The organism is Streptomyces sp. NPDC057099, assembly GCF_042671245.1.
GTDB classification, from domain to species: Bacteria; Actinomycetota; Actinomycetes; order Streptomycetales; family Streptomycetaceae; genus Streptomyces; species Streptomyces purpurascens.
Map to the genome: position 1 here is coordinate 22353 of NZ_JBHUTX010000009.1, position 18655 is coordinate 41007.

An 18655-nucleotide genomic window follows, 5' to 3' on the forward strand; every position below is an offset into this window, starting at 1 on the left:
TGGCAACCGACTTACGGGAACGAGCAGGTGCGAAGGGGGTGAGTCCCTCCCGCCGTGGTTCCGACGGAGTGCGGCGTGAACGTAAAGGTTTTCAGAGCCGGGTCCTGTTCCTGCTCATGCTGCCCGGTGTCGCCTACTTCCTGCTGTTCCACTACGGCGCACTCGCCGGCAACGTCATCGCGTTCAAGGAGTACGTGCCGTTCGACGGCCTCCTGGGCAGCCCCTGGGTGGGGCTGGGCAACTTCCAGCGCATGTTCGAGGACCCGGCGTTCTGGGACTCGGTCCTCAACACCCTCTGGATCGCCGTCCTCCAGCTGGTCTTCTACTTCCCGGTGCCGCTCGGTCTCGCCCTGCTGCTGCACACCCTCACCTGGAGCTCGGTGCGCCGGTTCGTGCAGTCGGTGGCGTATCTGCCGCACTTCATCTCGTGGGTGATCGTCGTCGCGCTGTTCCAGCAGGTGCTCGGGGACACCGGCCTGCTCAACAGCGGCCTCGGCGGGGCCGGTCTGCACACCGTCGACATCATCGGCAACCCGGACGCCTTCCGGCCGCTCGTCGTCGCCCAGGTCATCTGGAAGGACGCCGGCTGGGGCACGATCATCTTCCTCGCCGCGCTCGCCCAGGTCGACGAGCAGCAGTACGAGGCGGCCGCCATCGACGGCGCCGGACCCTGGCGGCGCTTCTGGCACGTCACCCTGCCCGCCATCCGCCCGGTCGTCGTGCTGCTGCTCATCATGCGGCTCGGCGACATCCTCTCCGTCGGCTTCGAGCAGATGCTGCTGCAACGCGACGCGGTCGGACCGCAGACCGCCGAGGTCATCGACACCTTCGTCTACTACCAGGGCATCGTCGGCGGCGACTACGGCTTCGCGGCGGCCGCGGGCCTGTTCAAGGGGCTCGTCGGCGCCCTGCTCGTCTACGCGGCCAACAAGGCCGCCCATCGCCTCGGCGAACAGGGGGTCTACCGGTGAGCGCGTCCGCCCGGCCCGGCTGGATGGAGAAGCCCCGGCCGCTCACCCAGACCGCGAAGGCGCTCGCCCTGGCCACGGTCGTGCTGCTGGTGTGCGTGCCGTTCCTGGTGATCGTGTCGACGTCCCTGGCCTCCACGCAGGAGGTCGTCGACAACGGCGGCTGGGTGCTGTGGCCCAGCGAGCCCACGCTCGACGCCTACCGCGACATCTTCGACGGCGGCATCGTCACCCACGCCCTCGGCGTCAGCGCGGGCGTGACGATCGTAGGCACCCTGCTCAGCCTCGCCTGCACGGTGACCCTGGCCTACGCGCTGTCCCGCCCGGGCGTCTTCGGCGGCAGGCCCGTGCTGCTGCTGGTGCTGTTCACATTCCTCTTCCCGCCCGGCATGATCCCGAGCTTCCTGCTCGTCAAGGAACTCGGCCTGCTCGACTCGTACGCCTCGCTCGTGCTGCCCGTCCTGGTCAACGTGTTCAACCTGGTCGTGCTGCGCGGCTTCTTCCAGTCGATCCCCGAGGAGCTGTACGAGGCGGCCCGGCTGGACGGGGCGGGGGACTGGCGGGTGCTGGTGTCGGTGGTGCTGCCGCTGTCCAAGGCCGCGCTCGCCGTCGTCGGCCTGTTCTACGCCGTCGCCTACTGGAACTCCTGGTTCTACGCCTCGCTGTACCTGGAGAGCGACCACTGGCCGCTCCAGCAGGTGCTGCGCACCTACGTGGTGGCCGGGGCCGGGCTCACCGACGCGACGACCGGCGAGGCGACCGTCACCGCTCCGCAGACCGTGCAGATGGCGGTGCTCGTGATCGCCACCGTGCCGATCCTGCTGGTCTACCCCTTCCTGCAGAAGTACTTCACCAAGGGCGTGCTCACCGGCGCCATCAAGAGCTGACTCCAGCAAGAGCTGACTCGAGCCGACACGAGGTGATTCACCCATGCCCAGCATGTCCCGACGCACCCTGCTGCGTTCCGTGGCCGCCGGTGGTGCCGCCGTCTCCGTCCCCGGTCTGCTGACCGCCTGCTCCTCGGGCTCCGGCGACGGCGACGTATCCAACGCCGGGAAGAAGCTCGCCCCCTGGCCCGCCCACCGTCCCGCCACCGGACCGAAGCCGGACCTCGCCCCCACCCAGGAGGGCGTCCAGGCGGGATACACCTCCTACCCCTCCGACCTGGCCAAGTCGGTCTCCCGCACACCGGGCGACGGCTCCACCGTCCGTGTCATGACCGTCTCGTTCGGCACACCGCCCAAGCCCGCCTCGGCGAACCGCTTCTGGGCTGCCGTCGAGAAGGCCCTCGGCGTGAAGATCGAGTACACGATCATCTCCCAGGCCGACTACCAGAAGAAGATGGCGACGGTCATGGCGGGCGACGCCGACGCCCTGCCCGACATCATCAACATGTTCTCCGGCTTCACCCTGCCCCGCGAGGCACAGTTCGTGCGCCGGCGCGCCCAGGACCTCACCCCGTACCTGTCCGGCGACGCGGTCGCCGACTACCCGAACCTCGCCAACATCCCCGTCCACGCCTGGCGCGACATGGGCCGCATCGGCGGACGGATCTACGGCATCCCGCTGGAGCGCCCGCTGCCGGGTTCCACTCTGTGGATCAACCAGGACATGTTCGCCGACGCGGGCATGAAGGAGGGCTGGACGGCCGAGGACTTCACCGCCGTGGCACGGCGGGGCACACGCGGGAAGACGTACATGCTGGGCGCCGCCGCCCAGTCCCTGTTCGGCAACGGCTACCACTCCGCCGCCCACAACGCACCCCAGAGCTGGGCCGTCACCGAGAACGGCACCTTCCTCCCGGCGGCGGCCGACGAACGCTACAAGGCGTCGATCGCCTTCCGGGCACAGCTGCGCCGGAACGGCTCCTACCACCCCGACGCCACGTCCATCTCGCAGATCGACCTGACGACCCTCTACTACAACGGCACCGTCGGATCCATGCAGGACGGGTTCGGCGCCTACCTGCCCAAGTACCGTGAGTCCCAGGGCAAGATGAGCCCGGCGGCCGCCCTCCCGTACAGCGTCGGCGGCGAGCCCGGCGGCATCGTCGCCGCCCGCCGCTCCTTCGGCTACACGGTCCTGAAGCAGGCCAAGAAGGAGCGCGTCGAACTGCTGCTGCGCATCCTCGACTACCTCGCCGCACCCTTCGGGAGCGTGGAGTGGGAACTCACCCACTACGGCGTCGAGGGCGTGCACTTCACCCGCGCCGAGGACGGCTCGCCCGAGTACACCGATCTCGGCGAGGTGGAGAACAACACCAACCTGCCGCTGAAGTACCTCGCCGAAGGCCCCCAGGTGCTGTTCGTGCCCGGCATGCCCGACGCGGTACGCGCCCTGCACACCTGGCAGCGGAAGGTCGTACCGCACGCCGTCCGCAACGCCGCGTTCGGGCTTCAGTCCACGACGCACAATGCCCAGGGCGCCACCCTCCAGACCCTCCTCGACGACACCGCCACCGGGATCATCGCCGGGCGGCTGCCGCTCTCCGAGTGGGACGCGACGGTGAAGAAGTGGCGCAGCCGGGGCGGCGACAGAATGGCCGAGGAATACGCGAAGGACTACGCGGCCAACGCCTGAACAGCGGTGGGCGGAAGAGGAGACGCGGGGGATGGGGAACGACATGGTGTCCAAGGGGCGGGTCACGATCCGCGAGGTCGCCGAGCGCGCGGGCGTGTCGACGGCCACCGCCTCCCGCGCGCTCAGCGGCAACCACCCGGTGCCCGCCGCGACCCGGGCCCGGGTCCTGCGCGCGGCCCGCGACCTCGACTACGTGGCCAACGCGCACGCCCGCGCCCTGGTCGGCGGCGGCCGCAAGATGGCCGCCGTCGTGGTCCGCCAGGTCACCAGCCCCTTCTACGCGCAGGTCGCCGAGGGCGTGGAGGCCGAGGCCGCCGACCGCGGCTGGCTCTGCGTGGTCGGCGCCACCGGCGGGGACGCCCAGCGCGAGATGGAGTTCGTGCAGCTCATGCGGGAGGAGGGCGCCCGGCTGGTGATCCTGGTCGGCGGGGTCGTCGAGGACGACGCCTACCGCGAGCGCGTCGCCCACTACGCGCATGCCCTGGACTCCTCCGGAGCCCGGCTCGTGCTCTGCGGGCGTCCCGCGCCCGACCCGGAGATCCCCGCGCTCGTCGTCGAGTTCGACAACGAGGCCGGGGCCCGCGCCGTCACCGCCCATCTGCTCTCGGCCGGGCACCGCCGGATCGTCTTCCTCGGCGGACTGCCCGGCAACACCGCCCTCGACGCCCGCGTCTCCGGCTACCGCGCGGCCCTCGCCGAGCACGGGCTGCCGCCCGAGGCCGCACATGTCGTCGACTGCGGGCTCGGCCGCGCCGCAGGCCACCGCGCCATGACCGAACTCCTCAAGCAGACAAGGGAGTTCACCGCCGTCTTCGCCGGGGACGACATGGTCGCCGCCGGTGCCCTGCGGGCGATCGCCGAGAGCGGGCTGAGCGTCCCCGGTGACATCTCCGTCGTCGGCTACAACGACATCCCGCTCGCCGAGGACTTCAACCCGCCGCTCACCACCGTCCGCACCCCCGCCGAGGAACTCGGCCGCGCCGCCGTGCGGATCGCGCTGCGCGACCCGGAGCACGCCGCCGGGGCCCACCATCTGCTCGGCACCCACATCGTCGTCCGCGACAGCGTCGGCGCGCCCCCGCCCGGGCGTGCCCTGTGACCAACGGAGGAACCGCACCCGTATGAGCGCGCCGCATGTGTCGCTCCCCGACCCGACGCACTTCCCCCACCTTCCGCAGCTGCCGCCCCCCGACCCGCTGACCTCGCCCCTCACCGGCTGGACCCGGGCCCACTGGGAGGCGATCGCCGACCGCCTCCTGGACGCCCTGCCGCCCTACGCCTCCCCGGGCCTGGCCCAGTACCGGCTCCCCGGGCCGCCCAGCCACTCCGGGCCCTGGTCGGACGGTCTCGAGGGCTTCGCCCGCTCCTTCCTGCTGGCCGCCTTCCGTATCGCCGGATCGGGCGGACAACAGCCGGCACTCATCGACCGGTACGCGGCCGGGCTGGCCGCCGGCACCGACCCGCACAGCCCCGACCGCTGGCCGCCCATCGCCGACCGGGGCCAGCCCATGGTCGAGGCCGCGTCCCTCGCGATCGCCCTGCACGAGAGCCGCCCGTGGATCTGGGACCGGCTCGACGACCGGGTACGGCAGCGGATCGCGGACTGGCTGGGCGGCTTCGTCGGAGCGGTCGTCAACGACTCCAACTGGCGGTTGTTCCAGGTCATCACCGAGGAGTTCCTCGCGTCCGTCGGCGCACCGCACAGCCGCCGCGAGATCGACGCCGGGCTGGCCCGCCTGGAGGACTGGTACCGGGGCGACGGCTGGTACACCGACGGCGACGGCCGCAAGTTCGACTACTACAACGCCTGGGCCCTGCACCTGTATCCGGTGCTCTGGGCCCGTATCGCCGGGCCGCGCGCCGACCCGGCGGCGGTGGCGGCCCACCGGGCACGCCTGCGGTCGTTCCTCCACGACCACCAGCACTTCTTCGGCGCCGACGGGGCGCCCGTCCATCAAGGCCGCTCGCTCACCTACCGATTCGCCACGACCGCGCCCCTGTGGGCGGGTGTCCTCGCCGACGCCACTCCGTTGCCGCCCGGCCGCACCCGCCGCCTCGCCTCGGGGGCGCTGAGGCACTTCGCCGAGCGGGGCGTGCCCGACGCGCGAGGGCTGCTCACGCTCGGCTGGTACGGCCCCTTCCTCCCCGTCACCCAGCGCTACTCGGGCCCGGCCTCCCCGTACTGGGCGAGCAAGGCCTTCCTCGGCCTGCTCCTGCCCGCCGACCACCCCGTGTGGACCGCGACCGAGGAACCCGGCCCGGTCGAATCGGCCGACGTACGCCGCGCGTTGCCCGCCCCGGGCTGGCTGCTGCACTCCACCGCGACCGACGGGATCGTACGGCTCGTCAACCACGGCAGCGACCGCCTGCCGCCCCCACCCGCGCAGGCACAGGACAGCCCGCACTACGCCCGCTTCGCCTACTCCAGCGCCACGGCCCCCGAGACCCCTCCGGCACCGCACACGGGCCCCGACAACCACATCGCCCTGCTCGCCCCCGACGGCACACCGACCCCGCGCGGCCGCATCCACCCCCTCGGCACCGAGGGCGCTCATGCCGCCTCCTGGCACCGGGCCCTCCTCCCGGGCAGCGGCGAAGGGCACCGCATCGAGACGGTCAGCGTGGTGCACGGCCCCTGGGAGATCCGGGTGCACCGCGTCGACGCGCCCCCCGGCACGCCCGTGCGCGAGGGCGGCTGGGCCGTGGCCGACGACACCGGGCCGCCGGCCGCCCGGACCGGCCCTGGCTGGGCATCGGCCCGGCGCGCGGACGGCCTGACCAGCGTGCTGGTCGCACTGCACGGCTGGAGCGACGACCCGGGGACGGTCGTAGCGGCCGAGGGCAGCAACGCGTACGGGCACCACTCGGCGACGCCGCAGTTGACGCTGCCGTCCCACCCCGGCGGGACGCGGCTTCTGGTGACGCTGGTCGTGCTCGGCGCCGATCCGCGCGTACCGGTCACAGGGGCCCGGATACGGGCCGGCGCCGACGGGTCCGTGGAGATCCGGTTCCCCGACGGCACGCGGGAGGCGGTGTCCTAGGACAGGCCGAGGGGGCGCGGCCCGGATGAGCCACGCCCCCACGGCCACCGCGCGTCAGGCCTCCACCCGCCCCCGCGTCACCGCCTTCTTCAGCAGCGGCCAGGCCAGCAGGACCAGGATCACCGCGTACACGGTCACCGCGAACGGTGTGTTGACCAGGCCCGTCACGCTGCCGTCGCTGATCTGCAGGGCACGCCGGAGTTGCTGCTCGGCGTTCGGGCCGAGGATGACGCCGATGACGGCGGGCAGCACCGGCAGGCCGTAGCGGCGCATGCCGAAGCCGATCAGGCCGATGATCAGCAGGATCACCAGGTCGATCACCTCGCCGCCGACCGCGTACGCGCCGACCGCCGCGAAGAACATGATCCCGGCGTACAGGTACGGCCGCGGAATGCGCAGCAGCTTCGCCCACACCGGCGCCAGCGGCAGGTTGAGGGCGAGGAGCAGCACCATGCCGACGAACAGGGAGGCGATCAGACCCCACACCAGGTCGGGTTCGCGCTCGAAGAGCAGCGGGCCGGGCTGGATGCCGTACTGCTGGAAAGCGGCCAGCATGACCGCCGCGACCGCCGTGGTCGGCAGGCCCAGGGTCAGCATCGACACCAGGGTGCCCGCCGCCGAGGCGGACGCCGCTGACTCCGGTCCCGCGACGCCCTCGATCGCGCCCTTGCCCCACTCGTCCTTGTGCTTGGACAGGCGCTTCTCCGTCACGTACGACAGGAAGGTGGGGATCTCGGCGCCGCCCGCCGGGATCGCGCCGAACGGGAAGCCGATGAACGGGCCGCGCAGCCACGACTTCCAGGTGCGGTTCACATCCTCGCGCCCCAGCCACGGCCGGCCCACCGGGATCGGCTCCGGCGCACGGCGCCGCAGATGGGCGGCGACCCACAGGGCCTCGCCGATCGCGAAGAGACCGACCGCGACGATCACCACGTCGATGCCGTCGGCCAGTTGCAGCGAGCCGAACGTCAGACGCTGCTGGCCGGTCATCTGGTCCAGGCCCACCAGGCCCAGGGTGAGGCCGATGAGCAGGGAGGCGAGGCCGCGGATGCGGGACGAGCCCAGCACCGAGGTCACCGCGATGAACGCCAGCACCATGATGGCGAAGTAGTCCGGCGCGCCGATGTCCACGGCCAGTTTCGCGACCGTCGGCGCGAGCGCCACCAGCAGGAGTGTGCCGATCAGGCCGCCCGCGAAGTGCCCGACGGCGGCCGCCGCGAGGGCCTGGGCGCCGCGCCCGGACTTGGCCATGGGGTTGCCCTCCATGGCCGCCACCACCGCCGCGCTCTCACCGGGCGTGTTGAGCAGGATGGAGGTGGTCGAACCGCCGAACATCGCGCCGTAGTAGATGCCGGCGAACATGATGAACGCGCCGATCGGGTCGAGCCCGTACGTCACCGGCAGCAGCAGCGCGACCGCCATCGCCGGGCCGATGCCCGGCAGCACACCGATCGCCGTGCCGAGCAGCACACCGATGACGGCCCACAGGAGATTGATCGGCGTGAGGGCCGTACCGAAGCCGTCCAGAAGGGAGTTGAAGGCATCCATGTCACAGCACTCCCATCAGCGGACCGCCGGGCAGGGGCACTCCGAGCAGATTGTTGAACACGGTGTAGGTCACGAGGGACAGCCCGGCCGCGATGAGCGGATCGCGGTCGATCCTGCGGCTGCCGAGCGCGAACGCCGCGCCCCAGAACAGCAGCGCGCCCGCGACGGGGAAGCCGAGCGGCTCGATGAGGACGGCCGCGCCGAGGAACACCCCGGCGAGCAGCAGCACCGTGCGCCAGTCGGCGGGCTCGGACAGGTCGACGTCCTCGCCGGTCTCGGCCTGCCCCCGGCCGCCGCGCAGGACGTCCACGGCGAGCAGTGCGGCGATCACCAGCAGCCCGGCGCCGACCACGATCGGCACGGTCTTCGGGCCGACGGGGCCGCGCTGGGCGATGTCGACGTCCATGGTGAGCGCGTCGGTCAGGACGAGCACGCCCAGGGCCAGCAGCAGCGCACACACGCCGAGTTCGGAGTGCTCGCGCAGCCACGAGCGCCGTCCGCCGCCGGTCTCGGCGGGGGGAATGTCGGTCCGCGTCGTCACAGTCCCAGCTCCTTCAGCACCGAAACCACGCGCTTGTCCTCGGCGTCGAGGAACGCGCCGAACTTGTCACCGGTGAGGAAGGCGTCGTCCCAGCCGTTCTGCTTCATGGACTTCCGCCACTCGTCGGAGCCGTGCAGCTCCTCGACGAGCCGCACGAGCTTGTCCCGCTCGCCGTCGGTGAGGCCGGGCGGGGCGACGATGCCGCGCCAGTTGGTGAAGTTGACGTCGTAACCGGCCTCCCGCAGCGTCGGCGCGTCGAGCCCGTCGACCCGCTTCGGGCCGGTGACCGCGAGGAGTCGCAGCTCGCCCGCCTTGATCTGGTCCAGGTACTCGCCGACACCGGAGACACCGAAGGCGACCTTGTTGCCGAGGATGGAGGCGAGCAGCTCGCCGCCGCCGTCGAAGGGGATGTAGTTCACCTGCTTCGGCGGGATCCCCCCGGCCCGCGCCATCAGCATCGGCGCGAGATGGTCCGGCCCGCCGGGGGAGGAGCCGCCGCCCACCGGGAGCTTGCCGGGGTTCTCCTTCCAGGCGCCGATCAGATCGTCGATCGTCTTGTACGGGGAGTCCTTGGCGACCACGACGACGTCCTGCTCCTCGGTGAGCCGGGCGATCGGCGTGGTGTCGCCGAGGGTCTTCGGCGCGTCGTTGGAACGGACGGCACCCACGACCCCGAGGCCCATGGACATGGCGAGCTTGCCGTTGCCGTGCTCGCTCACCAGCCGGCTGAGGCCCACGGTGCCGCCGGCTCCGGGCAGGTTGAACACCTCGATGTTGTGGGTCAGTCCGGCGTCCTCGGCGTTCTTCGCGGCCGTACGGGCCGTGATGTCGTAGCCGCCGCCGGGCGTGTTGGGGACCATGAAACGCAGGCCCGGGATCTGTGTGCCGGTCTCGGAACCGCTGCCGGTGGTCAGCAGCGGTGGTCCGACGAGCACGAGCACGGCGGCCCCGAGCAGGGCGAGGGGAGTGCGCAGGCGCACGAGTGCCACCACCTGTCGGTACGTCGATGCGGGTAGGTAAGGGCCCTGTGGGGGAGGGTGATGTGGGCCACATGCTGCCCGGGCGCCGACGAGCTGTCTCTCTTGCGGAACCAACGGAGGTTTTGGTCTTTGCGGTCGCCGGAACAGCCGTGCGCACCCCCGGCCCCGTGGACCGCACCCGTGCACATCTCTTTCCCTCACCGCAGGTGGACGCCATGATGGGCGGCCCCGGCACGGAAGGAGCGACCCGATGACCAGCGAGCCCCGCACGTCCGCCACCACCGGCACGATCGACGTCCTCGTGGTCGACGACGACTTCATGGTGGCCAAGGTCCACCGCGCCTTCGTCGAGCGCGTCGACTCCTTCCGCGTCGTCGGCGTCGCCGGGACCGGCGCACAGGCCGTCACCGCCGCCGACGCGCTCCGCCCCGACCTCGTGCTGCTCGACCTGCACCTGCCGGACGTCTTCGGCCTGGACGTCATCCCCCGGCTGCGTTCCGCGGGCCACGACTGCGACGTCATGGTCGTCAGCGCCGCCCGGGAGGCCGAGACGGTCCGCGGCGCCGTCCGGCACGGGGTCGTCGACTACCTCCTCAAACCCTTCGAGTCCGAGGAACTGCGCGCCCGGCTCGAGCGCTACGCCGACCGGCGCGGCCGGCTGCTCGGCACGGTCGTGCGCAGCCAGGCCGACGTCGACCGGGTGCTGGCCGGAGCCGCCGGAGGAGCCACGCCCGTCGCCGCCCTGCCCAAGGGCATGAGCGTGGAGACCGCCGAGCTGGTCGAACGGGCCCTGCGCGAGACGGACGGCACCCTGTCCGCCAGCGAGTGCGCCGCCCTGACCGGCGTCTCCCGTGTGAGCGCCCGCCGCTACCTGGAGCACTTCCACACCGTCGGCCGTGTGGAGGTCTCCCTGCGCTACGGCGTGGCGGGCCGCCCGGAACGCCGCTACCGCTTCCGCGGCCCCGCCGTGCTCCGGCCCGGGGGCGAGGCGCGGGCCTAGGCCTGTCGGGAGCGGCCGCGCAGGGAGAGCGGCGGCACCGGGTCAGCACAGGGCGCGACGACTCCGAGCGCCCTGCCGAGCCGTAGGGTCGCTCCGTCGGCCCGAGAGGCCCATGGCCCGGAGTCACGCGCGCTGTCCTGGTCGCCTGCCGGAGCAGCGGCGAGCGTCCCGCTACCTCGCCGCGCAGTCGACGTCCTTCGCCGGCAGGCGCCCCGTCGCGAGGTACGCGTTGACCGTGTCGTCGACGCACGGCGCACCGTAGACGCCGTACACCGCGTGCTGATCGGCACCGTTCAGCGTCACCAGACGCGAGGACGGCCACATACCGCGCACGGTCCTGGCGCCGTCCTGGTCGGTGCGCGGGTCCCCGGTGGCGTTGACGAGGAGGGCGGGCAGGTCGTCGCGGATCGTCGTCGGGCGCTCGCGCGGCCGGTCCCAGAACGCGCACGGGTTGATGTTGTGCGTGACGGGCGCGAACAGCGGGTCCTGTGCCCGGCCGCGCTGGACGTCGCGCCAGTAGACCTCCGGGTCACGGGGCGCGGCCCCGTCGCCGCACAGGATCGCCGTCTGCGCGCTGCCGTAGGGGGAGTCGGTGCCCGTGAGCACGAAGTCGAGCACCCCGGCGAGCCAGGGCGACGGCGTGACCCGCTGCGCCTCGGACGCCCGCAGCATGTCCCTCACCCCCTGCGCGAAGTCACCGTAGGCGGCGTCGTTGTGCTGGGAGAGGCCGTTGAAGACGACCATGGGCATCACATGCTCGTCCAGCCGGTGGCCGCCGAGCCGCAGCGGTGTACGGGCCGAGGCCTTCCGGATGCGGTCCACGGCGGCCAGGACCTCACCCCGTGTCCCGCCCAGCCCGTAGGTCGCCTCGCGCGCGGCGGCCCAGGACGCCCACCCCTCCAGCGCGTGCCGGTTGGCCCGCTCGACGCCCCGCAGCAGCCTCGGCCCGTAGCGGTCCGGGTCGATCACACCGTCCAGGACGACCCGGTCGGTGCGGCCGGGGAACATCGTGGTGTACACCTCGCCGAGGTAGCTGCCGTACGAGTAGCCCAGGTAGGAGATCCGCCGCTCGCCCAGCGCGGCCCGGACGACGTCCATGTCGCGCGCGGTGTTGCGGGTGGTGGCGTGGGGCAGGACGTCGCCCGCGTTGGTGCGGCAGCGCTCGGCGAGGTGCTGGGAGAACGCGGTCATGCGGTCGAACCCGGCCCGGTCCGCGCCCGCCCCGCGCCAGGCCGAGCCGGTCGGCCAGCGGCAGTCCAGCGGTGTGCTGCGGCCGATGAAGCGGGGGTCGACGCCCACCACGTCGTACCGTGCGGCGACGTCCTTCATCGCCTTGCGCACCCACGGCGGGTCGCCGAGCGACGGCCCTCCGGGGCCGCCGCCGTTGAGCAGCAGCGGGCCGACGCGGCGGTCGGTGTCGGTGGCGCGGATCCGGGATATCGCGACGGTGATCGTGCGGCCGCCGGGGTTCGAGTAGTCCAGCGGCACCGTGACGTCGGCGCAGCGGGCGCCCGCCTGCTCCAGTTCCTTGCCGGTCGTGTCCTGAGGGCCGAGCACGCAGCTCTTCCAGGTGAGGCGCTGCTGCTCGTAGCGGGCGAGGGGGTCGGAGCCGGGGGCCGCCTCGGCCGTGGCGGGCAGCACGGTGAGGGCGAGGGCGGCGGCCGTCAGCGCCAGGGCGGCTCGTCCCGGGGCTGCCGGGGAACGGGGTAACACGTGGGTGTCCCTTCTGTGGCGAAACTCCCCTCGGCCGTCCGACATGGACATGCGGAAGGGGCTGCTGTGCGACAGAACGCTAGGGAAGGGCCGCCGTCCGATCACTCCGGCTGGCAGCCCGTTCAGGGTGGGGCCAACCCCCGGGAGCAGACGGGGGAATGCCGTTTCCATGGCGGCGACAACAACCGGAATATCCGCCCCAAGCTGGGAGAACGCTCGCGCAGACCTTGTGCAGGTCGCCGCAGGGGGGTTGTCCAGACATGGTCCCGCGCCTAGGGTCACCTTCCGAGTGCAAGCGCTTTCCAAGCGTGAGTCCACCGGCCGTCCGAGGAGCGCCGCATGTCCGTGTCCCCAGGGTCTCCCACCCGCCGCCGCGTGGCCGTCGTCGGCACCGGAGCCATCGTCAGTGGCAGCCACCTGCCCGCGCTGCGGGCCCACTCCGACCGGGTGGAGCTGGTCGCCGCCGTCGACGTGGACCAGGAACGGCTCGACACCTTCCGCGAGCTGGCCGGCGACCAGGTCGCCGGGTACACCTCGATGGACGCGATGCTGGACGCCGTACGCCCGGACCTGGTCCTGATCGGGACACCGCCCTCCCTGCACCGGGAGCAGACGGTGGCCGCGCTCAAGGCGGGCGCCTGGGTGCTGTGCGAGAAGCCGCTCACCCTGTCACTCGCCGAGTACGACGAGATCGCCGCCGCCGAGGAGGCCTCCGGGGCGTACGCGGCGGTCGTCTTCCAGCACCGCTACGGCTCCGGCGCCGTGCACGCCCGCGAGCTGATCACCAGCGGCGAGCTGGGCGCCCCGCTGGTCGCGCACTGCCAGACCACCTGGCACCGGGACGCCGCGTACTACGCGGTGCCGTGGCGCGGCAAGTGGGCCAGCGAGGGCGGCGGCCCGACCATGGGCCACGGCATCCACCAGTACGACCTGCTGCTGCACCTGCTCGGCGAGTGGGAGGAGATCCAGGCCATGGCGGCCCGGCTCGTCCACGACACCGAGAGCGAGGACGTCTCCACCGCGCTGGTGCGCTTCCGCGGCGGCGCCCTCGCGACCGTCGTGAACAGCGTGCTGTCCCCGGACGAGGTGAGCCGCATCCGCGTCGACTGCGCGGACGCCACCATCGAGCTCACCCACCTGTACGGCCACAGCAACGACAGCTGGGCCTACACCCCGGCCCCGCACGTCGCCTCCGACCGCGCCACCGCCTGGCGCACCCCCGCGCACGACGTGCCGAGTTCGCACACGGCCCAGCTCGGCACGCTCCTCGACGCCTACGACACCGGCACCCGACCACCGGGCAGTGGCCAGGACGCCCGCGCCACCCTCGAGTTCGCCGCCGCCCTGTACAAGGCGGCGTTCACCGGCCGCTCGGTGCGCGCCGGGGAGATCGGCCCCGGCGACCCCTTCTACGAGGCCATGCACGGCCAGTACCCCGACTGGGCCCCCAAGGAGCGCGCATGAGCATCCGAGTCACCCACACCCACGGCGAGGACATCGCCGTCACGGCTGCAGGCGGCACGGAGATCCTCCGCTACGTCTACCGCCCCGACCCGGATCCCTTCGAGTCCCGCAAGCCGTACGCCCACCCCGTACGCACCCTCTCCGGCCGCACGGTCACCGGCTACCGCCCGAACGACCACCGCTGGCACAAGGGCCTGCAGATGACCTCGAGCCATCTGTCAGGCCAGAACTTCTGGGGCGGCAACTGCTATGTCCACGGCCAGGGCTATCTGCCCCTGCCGGAGCGCGTCGGCTCGATGCGGCACGACGGTTTCCCGGACTTCACGGTCGAGGACGACCGGCTCGCCTTCACCGAGAACCTCACCTGGGTCGAGAACGGTGGCGAGGAGTGGGCCCGCGAGGTGCGGGGGCTGACCGTCCACTCGGTGGACGAGGAAGCCGGATCCTGGGCCCTCGACTGGTCGATCCGCCTCACCAACCTCCGTTCCGAGCCCCTGGCCTTCGGCTCCCCGACCACCGCGGGCCGTGAGATGGCCGGCTACACCGGACTGCAGTGGCGCGGCCCGCGCGACTTCACCGGCGGCACGGTCTTCGCCCCCGACACCGACGCCGACGCGGGCAAGCTCATGGGCACCCAGGGCCCCTGGCTCGCCTTCACCACCGAGCACGACGACGTCGACGGCCACTCCACACTCGTCTTCGCGCACGCGCCCGAGAACCTCGACGAGACGTCCGCGATCCACGAGTCGCACTGGTTCGTCCGCGCCGAGCCCTTCCCCACGGTCGCCTTCTCCTGGGCGTTCTTCGAGGAGTTCGCACTTCCGCCGGGCGAGTCCTTCGCCTACCGCTACCGGCTGGTCGTCGCCGACGGCGCCTGGGACCGCGACCGGGTCGGCACCCACATGAAGAGCCTGCCGTGGTGAGCGACACCAAGCCCGCCCTGCCGCACCCGCTGCCCGGCGCGATCGGCCTGTCCCATCTGAGCGCCTACGACTGGGAGGCCGCCGACGGCGTCTGCGGCGGCAGCCCGCATCTGCACCTGGTGTGCACCGAGGCGTACGTCGTCACCGGCGGCCGGGGCGCGGTCCAGACGCTGAGCCCCGACGGCTACCGGGACATCCCCCTCGCGGCCGGCTCCATCGCCTGGTTCACACCGGGCACCGTCCACCGCATGGTGCAGGGCGGCGACCTGCGCATCACCGTCCTGATGCAGAACAGCGGCCTGCCCGAGGCCGGGGACGCCGTGTTCACCTTCCCGCCCGAGGTGCTCGCCGACCCGGAGAAGTACGCCGCCGCGGCGAAACTGCCGCCCGGCACGGGACCGGAGACGGCGGCTGCGACCCGGCGCCGCAGGGACCTCGCCGTCGAGGGCTACCTCGTCCTGCGCGAGGCCCTCGAAGCCGGCGACAACGGCCCGTACCTGGAGTTCCAGCGGGCCGCCGCACGCCTCGTGCGCGACAAGGTGCCCACCTGGCGCGAGCTGTGGCGGGCGGGTGCGCTGGCCACCGCCGAACGCACCGGCGCCCAGCTCGACGCGCTGGAGGCGGGGGAGTCGGCACACCTCGACGAGGCCACCGCCCACGAGGCGGCGCCCACTCGGCTCGGCGGCTTCGGCATGTGCGGCCGGCGAGACGAGTACAACCTGCCGGGCACCACGCTGCCCTACCAGGGCGAGTAACCCGGCCGAGGGGGGCCGAGGGGGGCCAACAGGAAGTCCGAGGAAAGGAGAGGTGACCTCGGCATGCCCGGACACAGGACAAAGGGGTTCTGCGCGTCGGCCGCCGCACTGGCACTGTGCGCCGTGCTGGCAGGCTGCTCAGGATCCGGGGAAACCGCCGGCGGCGGCGAGGTCGTGCTGCGCTACACGTGGTGGGGCAACCCCGACCGCGCGGCACGCACCGAGCAGGCCGTCGCGCTGTTCGAGAAACAGCACCCCGGCATCGACGTCACGACGTCGTTCTCCGGCTACGACGCCTACAAGCAGAAGCTCGCCACCCAGGCCGCCGGCGGCGACGCGCCGGACGTGATGCAGCTGGACTACCGCCAGATCGACCAGTACGCCTCCGGCGGAGTGCTGCTCGACCTGGCGAAGCAGAAGTCCGTCCTGCGCACCTCCGAGATCGACCAGGGACTGCTCGCCACCGGCCGCGTGGACGACGTCCAGTACGCCATCCCGCAGGGCCGCGGCACCGAGACCGTCGTCCACGACGTCGCGACCTGGAAGAAGTCGGGAGTTCCGCTCCCCGGCGAGAGCTGGACCTGGAGCGAGTGGGCGGACGCCATGCGCGCCCTCGCGAAGAAGACCGGCAGGCCCGGGGCCACCGACCCCGGCCAGAGCGAGGACGCCTTCGAGGTCTGGCTGCGCGGTAGGGGCAAGTCCCTCTACACCGAGGACGGCGGGCTCGGTTTCACCGCCGGCGACCTGACCCGCTGGTGGACCTTCACCGACAAGCTGCGCCGCGAGGGCGCCGTCTCGCCCGCCGAGCAGACCACCCAGCTCGACGGCTCCGTGGAGAACACCCCGCTCGGCCGCGGCAAGGCGACCTCCGACACCAACTGGGACGCCCCGTCCAGCGGTTACCTGGCGCTCGTCCCGACCGGAGTCGCCCTCGCCCCCATGCCGTCCGGCGAGGACGGCACCCCCGGGCAGTACTTCAAGCCGTCCATGTTCCTCGGCGTCTCGGCCAACACCGGCCACCCCAAGGAGGCGGCCCGGCTCGTCGACTTCATGATCAACGACCGGCAGGCCGCGAAGATCCTCGGCGCCGGCCGCGGCATCCCCGTCAACGAGACCATCCGCGACGAAATCGGCCCGGAGCTCAAGGACTTCGACAAGACCATCGCCGACTTCCAGGCGTCCCTCGACGGCAAGCTCAAGGACCCGCCCCAGGCCCCGCCCTCGGGGGACAACGCCCTGCAGACCACCTTCCAGCGCGACTACGACCAGGTGTCCTACGCGCGCATGTCGCCCCGCGAGGCGGCCGAGAACTACATCACCGAGGCGAAGGCGGAGCTGAGGTCATGACCACCACCGCGATCCCCCCGGAGGCGAAGCCCGCCCCCGCCGCCGCCCCGAAGCGCCGCCCCAGGCGCGAACGCCAGGGCGCCGCCTGGGTGTTCCTGTCCCCGTGGGTGCTCGGCGCGACCGTCCTGACGCTGCTGCCGATGGCCGTGTCGCTGTACCTGTCGTTCACCGACTACGACCTGTTCAACCCGCCGAAGTGGGTGGGCCTGCGCAACTACGTCCAGATGTTCACCGAGGACCCGCGCTACTGGCGCTCGGTCGTGACGACCCTGACGTACGTCGTCATCGCCGTGCCCCTGCAACTCGCGCTCGCCCTCGTCGTCGCGCTGGCCCTGAAGGGCATGAAGCGCGGCAAGGGCTTCTACCGCTCCGCCTTCTACGCGCCCTCGCTGCTCGGCGCGTCGATGTCCATCGCCCTCGTCTGGCGGGCCGTCTTCAACGACGGCGGCACGGTCGACAACCTGCTCGGCACCGGCGGCTGGGTCAACAAGCCCGGCTTCGCGCTGCTGGCCGTGGCGCTGCTGACGGTGTGGCAGTTCGGCGCGCCGATGGTCATCTTCCTCGCCGGGCTCCAGCAGATCCCCGCCGAGCTGTACGAGGCGGCGGCGGTGGACGGGGCCGGGAAATGGCGGCAGTTCCTGTCGGTCACCGTGCCGATGCTGTCCCCGGTGCTCTTCTTCAACCTGGTCCTGCAGACCATCCAGGCCTTCCAGGTGTTCACCCCCGCCTTCGCGGTCAGCGGGGGCAAGGGCGGACCGGCCGACTCGACCCTCGTCTACACCATGTACCTCTACGACCGGGGCTTCGTCGCCTCCCACATGGGCTACGCCTCCGCCATGGCCTGGGTGCTGCTCGTCGTGATCGGCGTCGTCACGGCGGTGCTGTTCCGCACCTCGCGCTCCTGGGTCTTCTACGCCTCCGAGGGGGACCGATGACCTCGACTGCCGTTTCCCACAAGCCCGTTCGCTGGGGCCGTGTCGCCGTGCACCTCGGCTGCCTGGCCGCGCTGCTGGTGATGCTGTACCCGCTGGCCTGGCTGCTGGCCACCTCGCTGAAGCCCGCCGACGAGGTCATCGCGAGCCTGAACCTGCTCCCCGGCCACCTGGAGTGGTCGAACTACTCCACCGCCCTGGACGGCGTCAACGACGTCTCCATCTGGCGGCTGCTCTCCAACTCGCTGCTGATCGCGGGCGGCGCGGTCCTCGGCAACGTCCTCAGCTGCTCGCTCGCCGCCTACGCCTTCGCCCGCCTCAGGTTCCGCTTCCGCGGGCCGCTGTTCGCCTTCATGATCGCCACGATCATGCTGCCGCACCACGCGGTGCTGATCCCGCAGTACATCATCTTCAACCAGCTCGGCCTGGTGAACACCTACTGGCCTTTGATCCTGCCGAAGTTCCTCGCCACCGAGGCGTTCTTCGTCTTCCTCATCGTGCAGTTCATGCGCGGACTGCCGCGCGAGCTGGAGGAGGCGGCCCGGATCGACGGCTGCGGCCCCTTCCGCAGCTTCTTCCAGGTGGTACTGCCGCTCACCCGGCCGGCCCTGATCACCACCGCCATCTTCACCTTCATCTGGACCTGGAACGACTTCTTCACCCAGCTCATCTACCTCTTCGACCCGGACAAGTTCACACTGACCCTCGCGCTGCGCTCCTTCGTCGACGCCTCCAGCACCTCCGCGTTCGGCCCGATGTTCGCGTTGTCGGTGATCGCGCTGCTGCCGATCGTGCTGTTCTTCCTCGCCTTCCAGCGGTTCCTGGTGGAGGGCATGGCCAGCTCCGGAGTCAAGGGGTGAACG

At 71.9% G+C, this 18655-nt stretch carries 16 protein-coding genes; 12 read left to right on the forward strand and 4 right to left on the reverse strand.

Annotated features, from left to right (window positions below; all coding sequences use genetic code 11):
• Positions 1 to 116: 116 nt before the first annotated feature.
• Genes ACFT4A_RS14895 through ACFT4A_RS14915 form a run of 5 tightly spaced genes read left to right on the forward strand, consistent with a single transcriptional unit; the run spans position 117 to position 6589 of the window.
• Positions 117 to 971 carry an ABC transporter permease gene (locus ACFT4A_RS14895; protein ID WP_382829794.1) on the forward strand — a complete coding sequence of 285 codons (855 nt, stop codon included), beginning with the start codon at positions 117 to 119 and terminating at the stop codon, positions 969 to 971.
• The gene (locus tag ACFT4A_RS14900; RefSeq protein WP_382829797.1) at positions 968 to 1855 is read left to right on the forward strand and encodes a carbohydrate ABC transporter permease; all 888 of its coding nucleotides are present in this window, start codon (positions 968 to 970) and stop codon (positions 1853 to 1855) included. Before ACFT4A_RS14895 ends, ACFT4A_RS14900 begins: the two co-directional genes overlap by 4 nt.
• A 43-nt stretch (positions 1856 to 1898) precedes the next feature.
• Positions 1899 to 3548 (forward strand): extracellular solute-binding protein, encoded by a 1650-nt coding sequence (locus ACFT4A_RS14905; protein ID WP_382829800.1) that lies wholly within the window; start codon positions 1899 to 1901, stop codon positions 3546 to 3548.
• Positions 3549 to 3579: 31 nt separating this feature from the next.
• Positions 3580 to 4647: a LacI family DNA-binding transcriptional regulator gene (locus tag ACFT4A_RS14910; RefSeq protein ID WP_382829803.1), complete on the forward strand. Its 1068-nt coding sequence runs from the start codon at positions 3580 to 3582 to the stop codon at positions 4645 to 4647.
• A gap of 22 nt (positions 4648 to 4669) precedes the next feature.
• Positions 4670 to 6589 (forward strand): DUF2264 domain-containing protein, encoded by a 1920-nt coding sequence (locus ACFT4A_RS14915; RefSeq protein ID WP_382829804.1) that lies wholly within the window; start codon positions 4670 to 4672, stop codon positions 6587 to 6589.
• A 54-nt stretch (positions 6590 to 6643) separates the two neighbouring features.
• Here ACFT4A_RS14915 and ACFT4A_RS14920 read toward each other — a convergent pair whose 3' ends face one another.
• Genes ACFT4A_RS14920 through ACFT4A_RS14930 form a run of 3 tightly spaced genes read right to left on the reverse strand, consistent with a single transcriptional unit; the run spans position 6644 to position 9658 of the window.
• A complete protein-coding gene (locus ACFT4A_RS14920) occupies positions 6644 to 8137 on the reverse strand; it encodes a tripartite tricarboxylate transporter permease (protein WP_382488027.1) in 1494 nt (497 codons plus the stop codon).
• Between the two features lies 1 nt (position 8138).
• Positions 8139 to 8678: a tripartite tricarboxylate transporter TctB family protein gene (locus ACFT4A_RS14925; RefSeq protein ID WP_382829807.1), complete on the reverse strand. Its 540-nt coding sequence runs from the start codon at positions 8676 to 8678 to the stop codon at positions 8139 to 8141.
• On the reverse strand, positions 8675 to 9658 hold the full coding sequence (locus tag ACFT4A_RS14930) for a Bug family tripartite tricarboxylate transporter substrate binding protein (RefSeq protein WP_382830263.1): 984 nt from the start codon (positions 9656 to 9658) through the stop codon (positions 8675 to 8677). Before ACFT4A_RS14930 ends, ACFT4A_RS14925 begins: the two co-directional genes overlap by 4 nt.
• Before the next feature lie 250 nt (positions 9659 to 9908).
• On the opposite strand from ACFT4A_RS14930, the gene ACFT4A_RS14935 reads away from it, so the two are divergent.
• Positions 9909 to 10658 carry a response regulator gene (locus ACFT4A_RS14935; RefSeq protein WP_382829810.1) on the forward strand — a complete coding sequence of 250 codons (750 nt, stop codon included), beginning with the start codon at positions 9909 to 9911 and terminating at the stop codon, positions 10656 to 10658.
• Between the two features lie 171 nt (positions 10659 to 10829).
• On the opposite strand, the gene ACFT4A_RS14940 is transcribed toward ACFT4A_RS14935, so the two are convergent.
• Positions 10830 to 12371, reverse strand: a complete 1542-nt coding sequence (locus ACFT4A_RS14940) for an alpha/beta fold hydrolase (RefSeq protein WP_382829813.1) — start codon at positions 12369 to 12371, stop codon at positions 10830 to 10832.
• A 339-nt stretch (positions 12372 to 12710) separates the two neighbouring features.
• Here ACFT4A_RS14940 and ACFT4A_RS14945 point away from each other — a divergent pair, with 339 nt between their 5' ends.
• The 6 genes from ACFT4A_RS14945 (at position 12711) to ACFT4A_RS14970 (ending at position 18652) form a co-directional block, all read left to right on the forward strand.
• Complete coding sequence (locus tag ACFT4A_RS14945; RefSeq protein ID WP_382829815.1) at positions 12711 to 13835, forward strand: Gfo/Idh/MocA family protein; 1125 nt, start codon at positions 12711 to 12713, stop codon at positions 13833 to 13835.
• The gene (locus tag ACFT4A_RS14950; RefSeq protein WP_382829818.1) at positions 13832 to 14758 is read left to right on the forward strand and encodes a PmoA family protein; all 927 of its coding nucleotides are present in this window, start codon (positions 13832 to 13834) and stop codon (positions 14756 to 14758) included. The genes ACFT4A_RS14945 and ACFT4A_RS14950 overlap by 4 nt, the downstream gene beginning before the upstream one ends.
• The gene (locus tag ACFT4A_RS14955; protein ID WP_382829821.1) at positions 14752 to 15513 is read left to right on the forward strand and encodes a cupin; all 762 of its coding nucleotides are present in this window, start codon (positions 14752 to 14754) and stop codon (positions 15511 to 15513) included. Before ACFT4A_RS14950 ends, ACFT4A_RS14955 begins: the two co-directional genes overlap by 7 nt.
• Before the next feature lie 63 nt (positions 15514 to 15576).
• Positions 15577 to 16860, forward strand: coding sequence for an ABC transporter substrate-binding protein (locus ACFT4A_RS14960; RefSeq protein ID WP_382829823.1), 1284 nt, complete (start codon positions 15577 to 15579; stop codon positions 16858 to 16860).
• Positions 16857 to 17795, forward strand: a complete 939-nt coding sequence (locus ACFT4A_RS14965; RefSeq protein WP_382829826.1) for a carbohydrate ABC transporter permease — start codon at positions 16857 to 16859, stop codon at positions 17793 to 17795. Before ACFT4A_RS14960 ends, ACFT4A_RS14965 begins: the two co-directional genes overlap by 4 nt.
• On the forward strand, positions 17792 to 18652 hold the full coding sequence (locus ACFT4A_RS14970) for a carbohydrate ABC transporter permease (RefSeq protein ID WP_376384979.1): 861 nt from the start codon (positions 17792 to 17794) through the stop codon (positions 18650 to 18652). The genes ACFT4A_RS14965 and ACFT4A_RS14970 overlap by 4 nt, the downstream gene beginning before the upstream one ends.
• Positions 18653 to 18655: the final 3 nt, after the last annotated feature.

Excerpts from the sequence above, each read along its gene's own strand:
- ACFT4A_RS14895 (WP_382829794.1), top strand. The coding sequence starts at position 117 with ATGCTGCCCGGTGTCGCCTACTTCCTGCTGTTCCACTACGGCGCACTC.
- ACFT4A_RS14905 (WP_382829800.1), top strand. The coding sequence starts at position 1,899 with ATGCCCAGCATGTCCCGACGCACCCTGCTGCGTTCCGTGGCCGCCGGT.
- ACFT4A_RS14910 (WP_382829803.1), top strand. The coding sequence starts at position 3,580 with ATGGGGAACGACATGGTGTCCAAGGGGCGGGTCACGATCCGCGAGGTC.
- ACFT4A_RS14915 (WP_382829804.1), top strand. The coding sequence starts at position 4,670 with ATGAGCGCGCCGCATGTGTCGCTCCCCGACCCGACGCACTTCCCCCAC.
- ACFT4A_RS14920 (WP_382488027.1), bottom strand. The coding sequence starts at position 8,137 with ATGGATGCCTTCAACTCCCTTCTGGACGGCTTCGGTACGGCCCTCACG.
- ACFT4A_RS14935 (WP_382829810.1), top strand. The coding sequence starts at position 9,909 with ATGACCAGCGAGCCCCGCACGTCCGCCACCACCGGCACGATCGACGTC.
- ACFT4A_RS14945 (WP_382829815.1), top strand. The coding sequence starts at position 12,711 with ATGTCCGTGTCCCCAGGGTCTCCCACCCGCCGCCGCGTGGCCGTCGTC.
- ACFT4A_RS14950 (WP_382829818.1), top strand. The coding sequence starts at position 13,832 with ATGAGCATCCGAGTCACCCACACCCACGGCGAGGACATCGCCGTCACG.
- ACFT4A_RS14960 (WP_382829823.1), top strand. The coding sequence starts at position 15,577 with ATGCCCGGACACAGGACAAAGGGGTTCTGCGCGTCGGCCGCCGCACTG.
- ACFT4A_RS14965 (WP_382829826.1), top strand. The coding sequence starts at position 16,857 with ATGACCACCACCGCGATCCCCCCGGAGGCGAAGCCCGCCCCCGCCGCC.
- ACFT4A_RS14970 (WP_376384979.1), top strand. The coding sequence starts at position 17,792 with ATGACCTCGACTGCCGTTTCCCACAAGCCCGTTCGCTGGGGCCGTGTC.